This is a genomic window from Desulfobacter hydrogenophilus, from assembly GCF_004319545.1.
Lineage (GTDB): Bacteria > Desulfobacterota > Desulfobacteria > Desulfobacterales > Desulfobacteraceae > Desulfobacter > Desulfobacter hydrogenophilus.
In genome coordinates, this window is the sequence record NZ_CP036313.1 from 458087 (window position 1) to 474952 (window position 16866).

General features: G+C 48.7%; 14 protein-coding genes. 2 read left to right on the plus strand and 12 right to left on the minus strand.

The features are described from left to right. Positions 1 to 258 precede the first annotated feature (258 nt). Positions 259 to 2496: a vitamin B12-dependent ribonucleotide reductase gene (locus EYB58_RS02030; RefSeq protein ID WP_111958395.1), complete on the minus strand. Its 2238-nt coding sequence runs from the start codon at positions 2494 to 2496 to the stop codon at positions 259 to 261. A gap of 246 nt (positions 2497 to 2742) precedes the next feature. Beyond that, positions 2743 to 2892 carry a hypothetical protein gene (locus tag EYB58_RS23030; protein ID WP_163354463.1) on the minus strand — a complete coding sequence of 50 codons (150 nt, stop codon included), beginning with the start codon at positions 2890 to 2892 and terminating at the stop codon, positions 2743 to 2745. A gap of 337 nt (positions 2893 to 3229) precedes the next feature. Between EYB58_RS23030 and EYB58_RS02035 the strand changes: the two genes are divergently transcribed. Beyond that, positions 3230 to 4030 (plus strand): flagellin, encoded by an 801-nt coding sequence (locus EYB58_RS02035; protein WP_111958399.1) that lies wholly within the window; start codon positions 3230 to 3232, stop codon positions 4028 to 4030. Positions 4031 to 4183: 153 nt separating this feature from the next. Here EYB58_RS02035 and EYB58_RS02040 read toward each other — a convergent pair whose 3' ends face one another. Beyond that, positions 4184 to 5059 carry a transglutaminase family protein gene (locus EYB58_RS02040; RefSeq protein ID WP_111958401.1) on the minus strand — a complete coding sequence of 292 codons (876 nt, stop codon included), beginning with the start codon at positions 5057 to 5059 and terminating at the stop codon, positions 4184 to 4186. Then, the gene (locus EYB58_RS02045; protein WP_111958403.1) at positions 5049 to 7724 is read right to left on the minus strand and encodes a circularly permuted type 2 ATP-grasp protein; all 2676 of its coding nucleotides are present in this window, start codon (positions 7722 to 7724) and stop codon (positions 5049 to 5051) included. Before EYB58_RS02045 ends, EYB58_RS02040 begins: the two co-directional genes overlap by 11 nt. Before the next feature lie 376 nt (positions 7725 to 8100). On the opposite strand from EYB58_RS02045, the gene EYB58_RS02050 reads away from it, so the two are divergent. Then, on the plus strand, positions 8101 to 8646 hold the full coding sequence (locus EYB58_RS02050) for a CBS domain-containing protein (protein ID WP_111958405.1): 546 nt from the start codon (positions 8101 to 8103) through the stop codon (positions 8644 to 8646). Positions 8647 to 8723: 77 nt separating this feature from the next. Here EYB58_RS02050 and EYB58_RS02055 read toward each other — a convergent pair whose 3' ends face one another. The 8 genes from EYB58_RS02055 to EYB58_RS02085 all read right to left on the minus strand — a co-directional run bounded on the left by EYB58_RS02055 (position 8724) and on the right by EYB58_RS02085 (position 16540). Next, entirely contained in the window at positions 8724 to 9842 is a 1119-nt protein-coding gene (locus tag EYB58_RS02055; protein WP_111958407.1) for a sodium ion-translocating decarboxylase subunit beta, read from the minus strand. Beyond that, the gene (locus EYB58_RS23035) at positions 9839 to 9997 is read right to left on the minus strand and encodes a hypothetical protein (RefSeq protein WP_165477745.1); all 159 of its coding nucleotides are present in this window, start codon (positions 9995 to 9997) and stop codon (positions 9839 to 9841) included. The genes EYB58_RS02055 and EYB58_RS23035 overlap by 4 nt, the downstream gene beginning before the upstream one ends. A gap of 3 nt (positions 9998 to 10000) precedes the next feature. Further along, on the minus strand, positions 10001 to 11758 hold the full coding sequence (locus EYB58_RS02060; protein ID WP_111958409.1) for an acyl-CoA carboxylase subunit beta: 1758 nt from the start codon (positions 11756 to 11758) through the stop codon (positions 10001 to 10003). Positions 11759 to 11912: 154 nt separating this feature from the next. Beyond that, positions 11913 to 12128: a biotin/lipoyl-containing protein gene (locus EYB58_RS02065; protein WP_111958411.1), complete on the minus strand. Its 216-nt coding sequence runs from the start codon at positions 12126 to 12128 to the stop codon at positions 11913 to 11915. 22 nt (positions 12129 to 12150) lie between these two features. Continuing rightward, positions 12151 to 13314 carry a glutaryl-CoA dehydrogenase Acd gene (acd, locus tag EYB58_RS02070; protein WP_111958413.1) on the minus strand — a complete coding sequence of 388 codons (1164 nt, stop codon included), beginning with the start codon at positions 13312 to 13314 and terminating at the stop codon, positions 12151 to 12153. A gap of 276 nt (positions 13315 to 13590) precedes the next feature. After that, positions 13591 to 14364 carry an ABC transporter ATP-binding protein gene (locus tag EYB58_RS02075; protein ID WP_111958414.1) on the minus strand — a complete coding sequence of 258 codons (774 nt, stop codon included), beginning with the start codon at positions 14362 to 14364 and terminating at the stop codon, positions 13591 to 13593. Next, positions 14361 to 15431: a FecCD family ABC transporter permease gene (locus EYB58_RS02080; RefSeq protein ID WP_111958416.1), complete on the minus strand. Its 1071-nt coding sequence runs from the start codon at positions 15429 to 15431 to the stop codon at positions 14361 to 14363. Before EYB58_RS02080 ends, EYB58_RS02075 begins: the two co-directional genes overlap by 4 nt. Before the next feature lie 5 nt (positions 15432 to 15436). Then, entirely contained in the window at positions 15437 to 16540 is a 1104-nt protein-coding gene (locus tag EYB58_RS02085; RefSeq protein WP_111958418.1) for an iron ABC transporter substrate-binding protein, read from the minus strand. Positions 16541 to 16866: the final 326 nt, after the last annotated feature.

Below are 16866 nucleotides of genomic sequence, written 5' to 3' on the forward strand. Positions count from 1 at the left end.
TGATGATAATCTGTGTAAATTCAAGATGAGCCTGGTGCCGGCATCTATCGGCACCAGGCTTTGGATCAGAGACAAAAATTTATCTGAATAAGTTTAAGGCCCAAGTTCAAAATAAAACCTTCCGTATGTTTTGCCTTTTCATCCGTCTTCTTCGTTGTGTCAATGGGTACATATATCTAATATGCTCCCATTGCCACGCCTTGAATACGAACGAAAATTCTAAACCATATTTTGGAATGTTTTATTCCGATCATGAGCCTAACCGCACCGGGTATACCCGCATGAATGGCAGGTTTTGCATCCCTCTTCAAAAGTTATGGGCTGGCCGCATTCAGGACACAGATCGGATTTAAGGCTGTTTTTATATTGTTTTTTCCCGTTGCCGTTTCCCTTGGGCAGATATCTTTTTTCCAGCACCTTGGCAATGGCGTCAGGAATTGAGTAAATAAGCCCGCGATCCTGGAACACCGCATGCTCACCACGAATCCCGCTGATCTGCGCGATGATCTCATCCACCCCAATACCGGATCGCAAAGCCAAAGAGATCAGCCGCCCGATGGCCTCTGTTTTTGCCTGGGTTGATTTTCCGGATTTGCCCACGGTTGCAAAAAGTTCAAAGGGCCTGCCTTTAAATTCCGAAACCGTTATATAAAGACTGCCCATACCGGTTTTAATGCTCTCGGTAAATCCTTCCAGGATCTGCGGTCTTTTCTGCCCGGCCAGAAGAAATTCATCTTCGACAGGAATTTCTTCCTTTTTTGAAACCGAAAGTACCTGGTTATCCTTGCTACCGTCCCGGTATATGGTAACCCCTTTGCATTTGGTCTCAAAGGCCTGGTCATAGATAAACCTGACATCCGCCGGGCTAGCGTCATGGGGCAAATTCACCGTTTTTGAAACCGCATTATCCGTATACTTTTGGAATGCAGCCTGCATTTTTATATGGTATTCGGGTTTAATATCATGGGCTGTGACAAAAACACTTCGAAGATCGGAAGGCACATTCAGATTCTCTTTGACGGTTCCGTTTTCAGCAATCTCCTCCATCAGGGCATCGGAGTAAAAACCCTTTTCAATGGCGAATCGCTTGAAAACAGGGTTAACTTCAATCAACCGATCATTATCCATGACCGTTCTGACATAGCTTAATGCAAAAGCCGGTTCAATCCCGCTGGAGCATCCGGCAATGATACTCAGCGTGCCTGTTGGCGCAATGGTGGTCGTGGTGGCATTACGCCGTGGATCTTTATTGTCTTTAAAAATACTGCGGTCAAAATTCGGAAAAGAGCCCCTCTCTTTGGCCAAATCACTGGAGGCTTTGTGAGATTCTTTTTGAACAAAGGCCATGATATTTCCTGCAAGTTCCAAAGCCTCATCTGAATCATAGGGTATCTCAAGCATGTAGAGCAGGTCTGCAAACCCCATGATGCCCAAACCGATTTTCCGATTCGCCTTGACCGTTTTATCAATCTCATCAATGGGATATCTGGACATATCTATGGTATTATCTAAAAATCTCACAGCAAGATGGATGGTCTCTTTGAGCTTTTCATAATCCAGTTCAGATTTGCTTTCTTTTTGCGTGATGAACCGGGTCAGATTTATAGAGCCCAAGTTACAGGCCTCCATGGGTAACAGCGGCTGTTCTCCACAAGGATTGGTTGCCTCCATTTCTCCGATATCCGGAAGCGTATTAAACCGGTTGATTTCATCTAAAAAAATGATGCCCGGGTCCCCTGTTTCCCATGCCTGTTTGACCAGTTCATCATATACTGCTTCAGCACTCAGACGACCGGCCATTTTCCCTGAACTGGGGTCAATGAGGTCATAGTCCCCTTTTTGGGACACAGCGTCCATGAATTGATCAGTCACACCCACGGAGATGTTAAAGTTATTCAGTTCGCTTTTATTACTTTTACAGCGAATAAAGGTCATGATATCCGGGTGATCCACCCGAAGAACAGCCATATTCGCCCCTCGTCTGGTGCCGCCCTGTTTAATCTGTTCCGTGGCAGTATTAAAAATTTTCATAAAAGAGACAGGGCCGGATGCCACACCGCCGGTGGATCCCACCTTGCTTTTTTCAGGGCGCAGCCGGGAAAACGAAAACCCGGTACCGCCGCCTGATTTATGGATGATTGCAGCATTCTTAACCGCTTCAAAGATACCGTCAATGCTGTCGTCAACCGGAAGAACAAAACAGGCTGCCAGCTGCCCCAAAGACCTACCCGCATTCATCAGGGTCGGGGAGTTGGGCAGGAACCTGAATTCAGCCATCAGGCGGTAAAATTGATCTTCAATCTTTTGGATATCTGCATTTTTATCATAATTTTTCTCAGCCTTGGCAATATGGGCGGCCACCCGCCGGAACATATGTTCCGGTGATTCGCATACTTTTCCGGATGCATCTTTTTTTAGATAACGCCTTTCCAGAACGGTTCTGGCATTTTCCGTTAAAAAATCGATCTGGTCTGTTACCTTTTCTCCATCACCCATTTACGCAACTCCTTTAGAATCATTGAACGTTCAAAACTTAATTAGATCGTTGGTTCGCATCGAAAAAGAGCACTTTATATAGTTGTAGACAGAAAGGCAAGCACAATATGTAGCGCTTTTTTTCAAAACCCCCAAAATAAATTTCATCTACCGCTATGCTGATAGTCTGCATCACTCATAAGATTATTCTGGGATTAAAACGATCAGCTTTGCTTGATCTCCATCAACTGGATAATTAATACATATTTATTGATCAAAAAGAAAAGGAAAATGGATGGTAAACAAGGCTCCGTCTGCCCGGCCCCTGTCTACGGAGATGGTCCCGCCGTAATCTTTGATAATGCCGTAGCTAATGGACAGGCCAAGACTTTTTTTGAATTGTCTGAACCGCTTCACAAATGCTCCCAAATCATTTCTGTGACATATGTGCCCTTAAGGCCCACCGAAGGATGGGGATTTCCCCGGACACCAGCCCTTTTGACAGAACATTACACACAGTCCGTCGAAACAAGTAAAAGATTTAGAATATCCGTAAACAAAACCAAACGGATATCATGGCTCCGTCATTTTTTTTTAAACAGATGCAAATTCAAGTTTTTTTCAACAAATGCCGATTAAATGATTTGAAAAGATTAAAAAGAAAGTTTTTACATTGAATTTACATATATCCTTCTATAATATTTAGATATTATCATAATAGATAATACAACACTACAAAAAGCGGGGAGGTCCCATGACACTTACTATCAACCAAAACCCCACGGCATTAATCGCCGCAAGCATGCTTGAAAAAACCAATACCGGGTTAACGAACTCCCTGGAACGAATCGCAACGGGCCAAAAAATCAACTCAGCGGCAGACGACGCAGCCGGCATGACCATTGCCAACAGCTTGAGAAATCAGTCCCTGGCGGCCGGCCAGGAAATTCAGAACCTCAACGACAATGTGTCCATAGCCCAAATCTCTGACGGGGGGCTGGGGCAGATAACCGATCTGCTCCAGAATATCAGGACCCAGGCGGTAGATGCAGCAGGCGGCAGCCATTCCCAGGAGAGTCTGTCCGCCATCCAATCTGATATTCAAGGCTCTCTGGATGCCATTGATGATATTGTAGACACGACATCTTATAACGGACAAAACCTTTTAAACGGTACTTACAACAGCCGCGGGCTTTCAATCTCGTCTGGGTATACATCAGCCCTTGGCTCCCAGGAAACAGGCTTTTTGTCCGACATTGACATCACCACTCCGGAAGGTGCCCAAAAAGCTCTCGAAACCGTAGATCTTGCCTTAGACCAGATCGGTCAAAGCCGATCCACGGTGGGCGCCGGCACAAATCAATACACATCCGCGATCAACAACCTGTCCACCACCCAAATCAACCAGATGGCGTCAGAATCTGAAATCAGGGATTTGGACATAGCAGAAGAAAGCATTATTCTAAACCAGATGAAACTGCTTATGGATACGAACATCTATGCCCTGAATCAGTCCAATGATTCCCAGAATAAACTGGCGAATCTGCTGGGCTAACCCGGCCTTTTATGCATATGTGGCCAAATTTTGATTTGGTCATTTTAGGAACGACTCTTAAAGAAATTGCCCATTTTACTAAATCCGGGGGCGCGAGCTTCCCGCCCGCATGTCCCCAAGTATTGTAAAGATGCGGGAGAGACGCCCGCGCTCCTAAGACTGCTGCATCACATCCACAGCCACCTGGAGACGGTGGTTACCGCCGCCAAGTACCGTACCCCGGACCGGGGTGACATCCCCATAATCCCGTCCCCATGCCAGGGTAATATGCTGATCAATGGGCATGACATCGTTGGTGGGATCCATATCCACCCACCCAATACCCGGGATATAAATGGAGAACCATGCATGGGAGGCATCAGCGCCCACCAGCTTTGACTTTCCGGGCGGAGGCTGGGTGTTCAGGTAACCACTGACATACCGGGCGGCAAGCCCCATGGCCCGAAGGCAGGCAATACCCACATGGGCAAAATCCTGACACACACCCCGTTTCATCCCAAAGGCCTCGGAAAGGGGTGTAGATGTAGAGGTAGCATTGGGGTCATAGGCGAATTCGGTAAAAATCCTGTGAGTCAAATCAAGGACAGCGCGAAGTACCGGGGTGCCCGGCGCAAATATTTCAGCGGCCCATTGCGCAACCGCTTTATCGGGCTGGATCATGGGAGAAGGAAAGATAAATTCAAAGGCCTCCAGATCCTTAGATGTTTCATAGCGCATCATCGTGTCTTTGACCTGTTCCCAGGGCTGGGTCTGATCCGGCACCAACGGGGCTGCCGGATGAAGAACGACCTCGGCGTCAGCCAGGATATCAAGTTCAGAATGGGGGCTTTCCAAACAAATATTGACCACTGTATTACCAAAATAATCCTGGCGCATAGACCGGGCAGACGGTTCTGGTTTTAGATAAACCCGGCTGTAGGTGCAGGTCTGGTACTCTGAATTCCTGGGTATCAGCACCAGTTCACTATGGGACAGTGAAGCAGGTGACTCATATTGATAATGGGTCCGGTGACTGATTTTATATTTCATTGTTCACCGCTCCGTCCACAGTCCCGGCCACAGGAAAACCCTTGCCCTCAAACTGTCCATTGAGCTGTTTTTCCGTCTCAATCCGGCTTAAATAGTGCTGGGTGATGCTGTCGGCAAGGCTTTGCAAATCATTGTTCAATTTTTCCAGAAGCGTATCCAGGTTGGGCAGCACATGCTTTTTCCCTAGTTTCATAAGTTCCTGTGTATCTGCCAGGCGCAGCCGGGTGGTCAGATCCAGAATAATTTTTTCCTCTTTTGTCCGGAAAGGAACCGGTTGAGACCTAGGCAGGTTTTCCAAGTGTGAATGAAGGGCAGCCAACTGAAATCCCACAGACCGAGGATTTATCTCATCCAGCAGAAGCAGGTCCACCAGGGGTTCCATGTAAATAGTGGTCCGGTACCGGGTGTGGTAAGTAATTCTGCTGTCCGCAACCTCAAGAACAGCCTCAAGGTCGTTGGGGTCCGGTACCGTGTGCCCCTGGATCAAACTGGTCATGATAGTTGTCATGTGAAGGGCCCGCTCAATCCGTCTCCCCATGTCCATGAACCGCCATCCCATTCCCCGGGTCATGCTTTCCAGGGCAAGGCCTGCAAATGCGGACATATTCAGGAGAATATCGCTGAGCATTTCCAAAAGTTCAGCACTCTGCTTTTTGGGATTGATCTGGCCCAGCCCTTTTTCAATACGCCCAAAAATCTGCCAGGAATCATCAGAGAGTCTGTCTCTTACCCGGTCTGCCACCTGGATGGCGTTGTTCAGACAATTGAGAATACTGCGTTGTATCTGGACCCCATAAATGGACTGGTATAACTCTTTTTCAATAATTCTTACGGAAAATGAGGCATCAGGCTGACCAAGGTCCGGAGAAATAATTTTCAAATTGGCCATGGCCCGGAGAAAAAACGGCATTTCACTGACCTTGTTCAGTTGGGTTTCGCTGTGCACACGCAGCAAAACGCTTCGGATCACCCGCAGCATCCCTTCGGTACGTTCCATGTACCGGCCCAACCACAGCATGTTATCAGCCACCCGACTAGGCAAATCACTTCCCCGGTGAATTTCAACGGGGGTAGTAAAACGGTGAAGCATGCTTTTGAATTCTGTGGGCAGCTCGGACAGACACCAGATATCCTTGGCCCCCTGCCCTTTTCCCCGGGTACCGGACAGAACAAGGGCGTCCGGGTCATCGGCCACCCGGGATAGCCCGCCGGACATGACAGCCGTTTCCACCTGGTCGGAAATTTTTGCAGGCGCTGTGCTGGCATTCTCCGTAATGGAGGAAGAAAACATGCGCACGGCCGCGTACCTATTTTCCACCCCCTGTTCGGACCAAACCGGTACAGTAGAAGGTGCAACAGAATACCGTCCGGCCCAGGCATAAGGCGTGGCCTGGATGGCGGCGATTAGTTCCTGTTTTTCAAGCCCGGCCAGGGACCGGGTATGCACCACCTGGGTATGAGCCTGGCTAAATGCGCTGTAAATGGTCATGGGCCGGACATCGCTTTTTATCTCTTCCAGCACCCGAAGCAGGGTCTCCGGTTTTCCCAACCAGAATGTACCCGCGTTTTCCAACATCAGGGGTTCACCCAGAATATCCCGGCATAACTCGGGCAGCAAGGCAAACAGGCCCGGAGATTCAAGGACACCGGATCCCAGTGCATTGCTAATGGCCACATTGCCTGCCCTGGCTGCCTGAATCAGACCGGGGATACCGGGAAATGCCTGGCTTGTTCCCATCAGGGGATCACAGGCATAATCTGGAATCCGACGCAAAATAACATCCACCCGCTGGAGACCGCCCAAAGTCTTCAAAAAAACCCAGTCTCCTCTAGTGGTCAGATCATTGGTCTCCACCAGGGTATAGCCCAGATACCTTGCCAGAAAAACCTGCTCAAAATAGTGGGTACCCAAAGGGCCTTCACAGAGCATTACAATACGGGGTTCCTGCTGTTTCTGACCGGAAATTTCCATCAGGGACAAATTCAGGTACTTAAAAAACGGGGCCAGCCGCTGGACTTTTCTAGAATGAAACATCCTAGGCAAAATCCGGGTAAGAATAACACGATTTTCCAGGGCATACCCGGTTCCGGCCGGTACCTGGGTACCATGGGACGCCACCTGCCAACTGCCATCGGCCAGACGGATGAGATCCGAAGAAAACAGGTGATGATCCGGGGTAACGCGATCCGGACCAAACCGGCACTGGCGAAGAAAGCCTGGATTACCAAATATCAGCTCCGCAGGAATTAACCGTTTCTTGATAAAATCCTGTCGGCCGTAGATGTCTTTAAAAATTAAAGCCAAAAGCTTTGTACGCTGCTGGATGCCGTGCTCAAGGGTCTGCCAGGTATGGCTTGAAATGGGTAAAGGAATGGGATCAAGTGCCCAGGGCCGTTCTGTGGCGGTTTTCGGATTGAAAACATTGTAGGCAGATCCGTGTTCCTGGATAATCTGCCGCGCTTTTTTCCAACGCTGGGAGAGCTCTTCGGTTCCCAGGCTGTTAAGGTATTTGGCCAGTCCGTCCCAATGGGGCTGCATCTCACCGCTGCTCAAATCAACAGCTGTGCTCTGGTTTAATATATCCGTAGTAAATACCGGGGTAACAGGTTTGGCCCCGGACGGTCCCGGGTCATCCCCGGGGATGGGTTCATTGATCGGACGCATTCAGTTATGTCTATGTCAAAACTGTTTTCAAAGTATTCCCATCAAAGGGAATATACCATAATCGCCATAATTCAAAAGGGAATCACTATAATTGATTCCCCTAAAAGACGCAAGATCAAAAGGCCGCTTGTAACAGGACAACCAATCAATGGGAAAAAATACTTTCAATCTGTACTTTAACAGGGACAACGCGTCTATAAAGCTTGACTTCCCATATTTTTCTCATATAATTTTAAATAGCGGTCATGGCCGACCTGATCTTTCACCGTGGCTTAGCCCACAACTATAGTTGTAATATCTACATTAGTTACACGGACTTCATTATAAAAGTCATCATCATAATTAAGGCCATTAATACACTTTTGAGGAGAATGCCATGAAAGAAATTCTGATAAAATCGATTATGATCCCCCTGCCCGACTATATGACCATCAAGGAAACGGATACCGTTTATGATATATTCCAGATTCTGGAAACAAATAAACCAGATGGCCGCCACGCCCACAGGGATGTTATTGTCGTTGACGGCAATGGCAAGTTCAAGGGAAAAGTTACCATGCTTGATATTTTCAGAACGCTTGAGCCCAACTATAAAAAACTGTTCCAAAACTATGAAGGCAAAACACTGACCAAAGATTATGTGATTAATGCTATGCGGGATTTTGACCTCTGGATAGAACCCATTAAGAACATTTGCGAGCGCGGCGCTAGAATCAAGGTTTCCGAAATCATGCACGTACCTAGCAAGGGTGAATACCTCCAGGAGAACGATTCCCTGGAAAAAGCACTGCATGAATATGTTATGGGCGCCCACCAGCCTCTGATCGTAAAAAACGGCGACGCGGTCACCGGTGTTCTTAGATTCGGTGATTTGTTTGAGGTGGTCAGAGAACAGATGCTGGCTTGCCCGCTTCCCGAATAAATTTCACGCCGCCCCATAAAAGCCGGATGATCCACTGATTTCCTATTTGATGTGCAAGAGAGGAAAACATAGGAGGGTCATCCCCCTAAAAGGGTTAAAAAAATACCGGCCGCAATCACGGTGCCTATAACACCTGCCACATTAGGCCCCATGGCATACATGAGCAGATAGTTTTTCTTATCCGCTTCCATACCCACCTTATGTACGACCCTGGCAGCCATAGGTACAGCTGAGACACCGGCTGCACCCAGCAACGGATTGATTTTATTTTTAGAAAGAAGGTTCATGAGTTTGGCAAGGAGCACCCCTGTCATGGTGGAAATCACAAATGCAAAAAGCCCCAGACAAAAAACAAATATCACCTGGGGCTTTAAAAAGTTCTCCGCATTCATGGTGGCGCCCACAGGCACCCCAAGAAAGATGGTGATGATATTCATCAATTCGTTCTGGGCAGCATCGTGCAGACGCCCCACCACGCCGGATTCTCTGAACAGATTGCCCAGCATGAACATGGCAATCAACGGGGCTGATGCCGGAACCAGCAAGATAATGACAAAGGTGGAAACAATAGGGAAGAGCGTCTTTTCAAGCTTTCCCACCTTTCTGCCCTTGGGCATACGGATTCGTCTTTCGTCCGCAGTGGTCAAAAGCTTCATCACCGGGGGCTGGATAATGGGCACAAGGGCCATGTAGGAATAGGCAGCCACAACACAGACCCCTAAAAGGGAGGGAGCTAATTTGGATGCCAGAAATATGGTGGTGGGCCCGTCTGCGCCGCCGATGATACCGATGGTCGCCGCCTCTTTCAGGTCAAATCCAAAAGCCTGGGCCGCAAAAAAGGTTATGTACACCCCTGCCTGGGCCCCTGCACCAAGAAAAATCAGCCTGGGATTGGCAATGAGCGGCCCAAAATCAGTGAGCGCCCCAAGCCCTAAGAATATCACGGGCGGAATGATCTCCCAGTGGATACCATACTCGTAAAATTTCCAGAGCAGCCCTTCATGGGGGGCCATAAGCCCGGCTAAAGGAAGGTTCACCAGGATGATCCCGAACCCGATGGGCAACAGCAGAAGTGGCTCATAAGACTTTCCAATGGCAAGGTAGATCAGGGTCAACCCAATGATCCACATGACCACAAGACCTGGGGTAACATAAAACAGACCCGTGCTCTGAAACAGAGAATACAAAGCGCTCATTTATCCCCTCCAAGTCCTGCATCTTCCCTGGCTTTCCTTTTTGATTCCAGCACCGAGACCGCCGTTCCGGTAATCTTAATGGAAAGATAAAGCAAGGTCATGCCTGTGAATACCCCGAAAAGACCGATGAGAAAAACCATTACCCCATCACCCATGATTTATTCCTTTTCCTTTGCGGCCGCGTGATCCCGTATAATTCTGGGCAGGATCATCTGATGCTGGGGGCAGATGGATTTGGGATTCTGATAGGCAGCACCGGCAAAAGACTGCATATAGTGCCGCAAATCGGCAAGCCGTACCACCTCATCCACCATGCCGTGTTTTGCGCAGTAAAGCGGGGTTGATGTGTCCTTGTATTTCCGGGCAAGGGCATTCATTTTCTCCACTACAGGTTCAAGATCCCGGCCCGCTTCCTTTTCCTTGACAAGCCGCCTTGCATAGGTGGCAACCGCAGCCGTCTCTCCGTGCATCACACAAATTTCCGTGGCACAGGTACCCAGGGTAAAGGCATTGTTCCGGTTGGCCTGGGGGCCGCCCATGACATAGTGGGCTGCTGCGGTCCCCTTGCGCAGGATGGCAAGCATCATGGGAAGACCTGACTGCTGAATAGAGTAAATCAAGGACTGGCCCAAGCCTAAAAGCTCGGCTTTCTCCGCAATATCACCCACATCAATGCCGGAGGTGTCCTGAAACCAGATCACAGGCACCCTGTCTCTGCCGCAAAGGGTCACAAATTCGTTCATCTTTAAAAGCCCCTGGCGATACAGCTTGGCGCCCATGCCGGGATAATCGGCATATTCAGGGTAGCCCTTGCCAAGATACCCCTGGCGGTTCCCGATGCAGGCCACAAGGAATCCGTCCACCTTACAAAGCCCTGTATAAATCTCAGGGCCGTAGTCGGGGCGGTATTCCATGTGCTCGGAACCATCCACAAGCCTTGCTAAAATGTCGTCGAAATCATATACGGTCTTGGAGGCGATGGGCAGGAGGCGCATGACATCTTCGGCCTCGAACGCCGGGGCCTTGGGCTCGGTTACCCTGAAAAATTCAGGGTCATAAGCCGGCAACTTTTTCATATAATCTCTAACGCCGTCCAGTACCTCTTTTTCCTCCTTGTACACAAAACGAAAAAAACCGGTGTGATCATAATGGGTGGCCACGGAGCCGGGTGGTTTTGCCCGGTGTTCTTTGGCTTTCTGGACCAGGGCTTCGGCCATGTCCACGGTAAACCCGCCCTGGGGGGCCATGCCGCTGACAATACCGGCACCGCCCACGGCCATATTGCATTTTTCATGGGCAAAAAGCACTGTGGGGCTGATGGACTGGTAGCCGCCGCCGGCAGGGTTGGTGCCGTAAATGGCCGCCAGTACGGGGATACCTTTCTGCTCAAGTTCCGCATGCCTGAAAAACGGGGTGCCGGAACCTCTCCGGTTGGCATAAAATTTTTCCTGCTCCGTGAGCTTGGCCCCGCTGCAGTTAACCAGCCAGACCAGGGGGATATTCAGCCGTTCTGCAAGATCTGTGACCCGCAGGATGTTCTCGGACTGTCCGGCCAGCCAGGCACCGGCCATGACCTTATTGTCAAAACCAATCACAACCGCCCATTTGCCCGCAATTTTTCCAAGGCCGTCAATGACATTGGTGGTGCCCTCAACATTATCCGCAGGGTTGAAAAGCGTATGAAGTGGTGTCCATGTGCCCGGGTCGACGATATATTCCAAGCGCTGCCATACGGTCATCTGGCCGCGCCGGTTGATTTTTTCTTCGGGCAGCCCTGCGTTTTTAACTTCCTCCACGGCGGCTAAAATCTTTTTTTCCGCCCCAAGGACCTGTTCGTAGTTATTCTGGGTACGCTTGATGGTACCCTTTTTCAGCGCTTTGCCAAAAGGCGCCATATGTTCAAAATAGGATTTCATTTGTTTTTCCTTAATGTCGAACGGAACCCCGTGTTTGGACGAAAAGTTGCCCAGATGCAAGGCGCAGGAAAATTTACAACCGGAGCATACTGACGTATGTGAGGATTGTAAATTTTGCTGTAACGCCGCAGGTGGGTGGCTTTTCGTTCAAACACTAATCAATGACGGCTAAAAGATCATCCTCTTCCACAACATCTCCCTTCTTGACAACGATCTTTGATACAGTTCCGGAACAGGGCGCAAATATGGGGGTTTCCATTTTCATGGCTTCGATAACCAGAATTTCGTCGTCCTCTTCTATTGCCGCGCCCGGTTCAACGCTTAAGCTGACAATTTTTCCCGACAGTGGGGCAAGTAAGTCTTCAGACATGTGAATCTCCTTTTTTAAGAAGTTATCTATTTGCTTTTCTGATACCCAGCTGATCCAGAGCAATAATCCACTTGCAGATATTGGCGGAACCTTCCACCATGGCATAGGTGGGTGCATCCCGGTAGTAGCGGGCCACGGGATATTCAGTGGAATAGCCGTAGGCACCCAGAATCCTCATGGCATAATTGGCACATTTGTAAGCCACTTCGCCGGCCATATATTTAGCCATGGCCACATCCAGACCGTTGTTCAGTCGGCCCTGATCCTTGGCCCAGGCCGCTTTATAAACGAGAAGTCGAGTGGCTTCTATTTCCGTGGCCATCTGGGCGATCATGTCCTGGTTCATCTGGAACTCGCCGATCTTTTTGCCAAACTGTTTTCTCTCATTGCAGTATTTCACGGCTTCGTCCAGGCAGGCCTGGGCCAAGCCCACGCCGCCGGCAGCCGCAGACAGACGGGTCTGGTTCAAAGATGAAAATACAATTTTAGCACCGTCACCGGGTTTGCCAAGGATATTTTCCTTGGGTACCTTGACATTGTCCAAAAACAGTTCCCCTGTGGGAGAAGAGTGGGACCCCAACTTATCCAGGGAAGAAGTTTTGATGCCGTCATAGTTTTTGGGTTCAATGACAAAAACGGACAGCCCCTTGGAACCGGCAGCCTTATCCGTATAGGCATAATAGAGCAAACAGTCTGCCACATCAGCATTGGAGATCCAAGTTTTATTGCCGTTGAGCAGCCAGTGATCACCTTTGTCTTCGGCGGTGGAGGCAATATTCATGACATCGGAACCTGCATCCGGTTCAGTGATGCCGAACCCGCCGATGTATTCGGCGGTGCAAAGCTTTTCCACATATTTTTTGCGGACCGCTTCATCGCCGTATTTATAAATGGTGTAAGCGCAGCCCAGCACCTGCATATTCACCTGGACCCGCAGGGATGAAGAGGCCTTGGCCAATTCTTCGGTAACAATCATGGCTGCCAGAAAGCCGATATCTTCTCCGCCGTACGCTTCGGGAATTACCGTGCCGAAATATCCCATGTCTCCCAAAGGCCGCATCACCTCTTTAATGGGCAGGTAGTGCGCCTCATCCCACTGGTCCGCATAAGGGACGATCTCTTTTTTAGCAAATTTTCGGATCTCTTTCTGAAGCATTTGCAGCTCTTTGCTTAATTCAAAATCCATTTTATGCTCCCTCGCCAGGCTGTTACAGAATGTTAATTTTTATTCAAGCTCAAGGCGTATGAAATTTTTAACCGCAGGAATATATAACATATTTTGGGGATTAAATATTTGATTAAAAACAAATTGACAAACCGCTGTATTTTTATTGTATCCATGCTAATTTAATAATATTTACAGTCGATACAGATAACGAAAAACTACCCATTTACAGCGTCACAAATGAATAATTTTTCGTTTAAACACGGGTTCTCGTTCAGGCACTGAATAGACTCGTCGTCAGGCCGCTTCAAAGGCGTCATCAACCGGCACCACCAGGGGGTAGCCCTTATGCCGGATAATTTCAACCGGCAGTCCATACACCTTTGTAAGCAGGTCCGACCGGATCTCTTCAATTTTTCCCGCTCCGAACACGGTGTGATTTTTTAAACAGATATACCGGTCCGCATACCGAAGTGCCGAATTCAGGTCATGCATGGTCATGATCACCGCAAGGTTGTGGTCCTGTACAATATCCCGGACAAGGCTTAAAATCCGTGTCTGATTTTTTAAGTCCAGACTGGAGGTGGGTTCATCCAGCAGCAGGATATCAGTTTCCTGGACCAGGGCCCTTGCAATGGCCACCTGCTGGAGCTCTCCGCCGGAAAGTTCGTACAGGTTTTTAAGTGCCATGTGTGTCAGATTCAGGTGTTCTAAGACCGACCCGACTTTTTTTAAGTCCGCCTTGGTGGCTGTAAACCGGATATGGGGATATCGCCCCATGAGAACGGCATCAAACACCGTAATTTTACCGGCTTCGTTATACTGGGCCACGTAGCTGATCTCTTTGGCAATCTGGCGGATATCCATGATTTTTAAAGATTTATTTTTGACATGAATCCGGCCCGTTGACGGGTTTAAAATTTTATTCAGACACTTGAGTAATGTGGTTTTCCCCACACCATTGGGTCCCAATATTACGGTGATCTCACCCCGGGGAATGGAAAAACTGATATCCTCAAGGATCTTAACGGATCTATACTGAAAGCCAACTTGGTTCACTGTCAGGATCATCTGGGATTGCCTTTAATAATGAGGTAAATGAAAACGGGTGCTCCTAAAAATGCCGTAAAAATAGAGACCGGCAGCACATGGGGAAGCATAATCAACCGGGCAACCATATCTGCTGCCAGAAGAATCAAAGCCCCGGCCAGGATGGATGCCGGCAGCAGGAACCGGTGATCATCACCGATGATGCGCCGCACAATGTGAGGGGCGGCCAGACCCACAAAACTGATAATGCCCACAAAGCTGATGATCAAAGACGTCATCAAAGAAGCGGCCAGCATGCCGGAAAGCCGGACCCATTCCACCCGTATGCCGATGCCTTTGGCGCTTTCATCCCCAAGGGCCATGCCGTTGTAGTCCCGGGATTTTACCAAAAAAAACCCGAGCAGTACAAGCACCACCGGGGCCACCAGCGCAATATCGTTCCAGTCCGCCCTGGCCAGGTCACCGAAAGTCCAGAACACCATGGCTGCCAGCTGCACATCATCGGCAAAAAATTGCAGCAGCATGGTCCCGGCAGTAAAAAGGGAGCCCAATGCCACGCCGGTGAGCACCATGACGTGGGGGGATGCCTCTTTTTTGCCGGCTATAAAGATGATGATTAACGCGGTGATAATGGAAAATGAAAATGCAGTTGCCACGGTGATCACCGGACTTGAAATGGTCACGGCATCACCGGACGACGATGCCATCACCCCGGCTCCCATGATGATCACGGACAGTGCCGCCCCGAATGCGGCCGCATGGGAAATGCCCAGGGTAAAGGGTGAGGCCAAAGGATTTTTCAATACCGATTGCATCACGGCACCGGAAACCGCCAGGCCTGCCCCGCCTAAAATCGCAATCACGGTCTGGGGCAGCCGGATATGCCATACGATAAGATCTGCCTTCCGGGATGGTGCCTCCAGCATTAATGTCTGCAGCACATCCAGCAGGGGCAGTTGCACGGCCCCTTTGCACAAAGAGATGAGAAAAAGCCCTGTCACCAGGCTGAACAGGGCGAAAAGCAACCAGTATTTTTTACGAACATATCCGACATAGGCCTTGGGGACAACACCATGATCAAAATGCATATCCCTTATTTCGCCCCTAAATAAACCGGCTTGAATGCCTTATTATGGAACAGGGCATCCATGTCTGCATATACTTTGGCGGACAGCAAAAATTCATAAATTTCATCTGCCTTTTTTACCGGGTCAACATCGGCAAACTGGTCCGGATAAAGCATTTTTCCCACATACCAGGCATCGGCCAAGATAGAGCCGAAATTCTGGGTATACCAATTATAAGGCAACACCCCGTAGACCCGGCCATTTGCCACGGCATCCAATGCCTGGAATACGGGATCGGTTTTTAACTCATAAAGCCCGCCATGGTCTTCACCCATCTGCAGGGTCGAAAGATCCAGAAACAAAACCTGGGGATTTTCATCCAGTAACTTCTCTTTGGAAAAACTTGAATGGGATAAATTTTGCACTCTAACGTCAGATGCCCTTGCAATATTGGCGGCATTCACAAACTCAAAGGGCGGATAACTGGGTTCTGTGGACAAAAATCCATGGGGGCCTTTATGTGCAATGCCGCCAACAAAACACGTTTTTTTATTTTCAATGACTGCGGTGCGCTGATTGAGTTCAGCGATCTGCTTGTCAAAAAAGCCGATCAACTCATCAGCCCGTTCTTTCCGGTTCAGCACCTGGCCGATGATCCGCAGACTTTTATAAACAACGTCCCTTTGAACCGCAAGATTACCATATCCCAGCACCACCACCGGGATATCTGTTTTCTGTGATAATTCAACCGGGTCATAGCCCATGGTCGCATAGGTTTTAAAAATAACCTGGGGCGGTGTTGCAAGCCCCAAAATTTTTTCAGGATCATCGTTTCCCCTGAACTCTCCGAATACCGGCAACTTTTTGTACTGGGGATTGGCAATGGCATAGGGCCTTGCATCAAACTTTTTTCTGGCCGTTTCCATATCATCCACAGCCACCACCAAATCCTGGGCATTAAAATAGGTGATCAGGCGCAAAGCTCCCGGACCCGAGCAGATAATACGGCTGATTTGATTTGGTACAGCCACTGTTTTACCCCTGCTGTCCAAAATGTTTTTTGCATTTACCGGAAAAACAGACAGGATCAGAAACAGGCCGGCACAGAACAATGCAAATGTTGTCTTCATTTTAACTCCTTGAACTAAAAAAGCCGCAAAGGTTCGACGCCTTTAAAAAAGGATGTCTGCATGCCTTCGTGGCTTAAAATTTATATGTCTGACAGAATCTACTTAAATGGCTGCCTTCAAACAGCGTTGCGCTAATCCTATTGAACAGGCAATTAAGTGTCAAGATATTCAAGAAAAGGGTCTTCCTATGAATTGAAACAATTTACCGATCTGCCAATCTTTTTCTTACAATTTTCTGATGGGTCATGGTAAGGACCGCAGATTAAATAACTTGAACGAAATAGCTTGCCTTTTAGCCCATCTACTTCGTTGCATCAAAGACCCAA

What these genes read in the sequence shown, in the direction of transcription:
- EYB58_RS02030 (WP_111958395.1), bottom strand. Translation starts at nt 2,496, where the DNA reads ATGGGTGATGGAGAAAAGGTAACAGACCAGATCGATTTTTTAACGGAA.
- EYB58_RS02035 (WP_111958399.1), top strand. Translation starts at nt 3,230, where the DNA reads ATGACACTTACTATCAACCAAAACCCCACGGCATTAATCGCCGCAAGC.
- EYB58_RS02040 (WP_111958401.1), bottom strand. Translation starts at nt 5,059, where the DNA reads ATGAAATATAAAATCAGTCACCGGACCCATTATCAATATGAGTCACCT.
- EYB58_RS02045 (WP_111958403.1), bottom strand. Translation starts at nt 7,724, where the DNA reads ATGCGTCCGATCAATGAACCCATCCCCGGGGATGACCCGGGACCGTCC.
- EYB58_RS02050 (WP_111958405.1), top strand. Translation starts at nt 8,101, where the DNA reads ATGAAAGAAATTCTGATAAAATCGATTATGATCCCCCTGCCCGACTAT.
- EYB58_RS02055 (WP_111958407.1), bottom strand. Translation starts at nt 9,842, where the DNA reads ATGAGCGCTTTGTATTCTCTGTTTCAGAGCACGGGTCTGTTTTATGTT.
- EYB58_RS23035 (WP_165477745.1), bottom strand. Translation starts at nt 9,997, where the DNA reads ATGGGTGATGGGGTAATGGTTTTTCTCATCGGTCTTTTCGGGGTATTC.
- EYB58_RS02060 (WP_111958409.1), bottom strand. Translation starts at nt 11,758, where the DNA reads ATGAAATCCTATTTTGAACATATGGCGCCTTTTGGCAAAGCGCTGAAA.
- EYB58_RS02065 (WP_111958411.1), bottom strand. Translation starts at nt 12,128, where the DNA reads ATGTCTGAAGACTTACTTGCCCCACTGTCGGGAAAAATTGTCAGCTTA.
- acd (WP_111958413.1), bottom strand. Translation starts at nt 13,314, where the DNA reads ATGGATTTTGAATTAAGCAAAGAGCTGCAAATGCTTCAGAAAGAGATC.
- EYB58_RS02075 (WP_111958414.1), bottom strand. Translation starts at nt 14,364, where the DNA reads ATGATCCTGACAGTGAACCAAGTTGGCTTTCAGTATAGATCCGTTAAG.
- EYB58_RS02080 (WP_111958416.1), bottom strand. Translation starts at nt 15,431, where the DNA reads ATGCATTTTGATCATGGTGTTGTCCCCAAGGCCTATGTCGGATATGTT.
- EYB58_RS02085 (WP_111958418.1), bottom strand. Translation starts at nt 16,540, where the DNA reads ATGAAGACAACATTTGCATTGTTCTGTGCCGGCCTGTTTCTGATCCTG.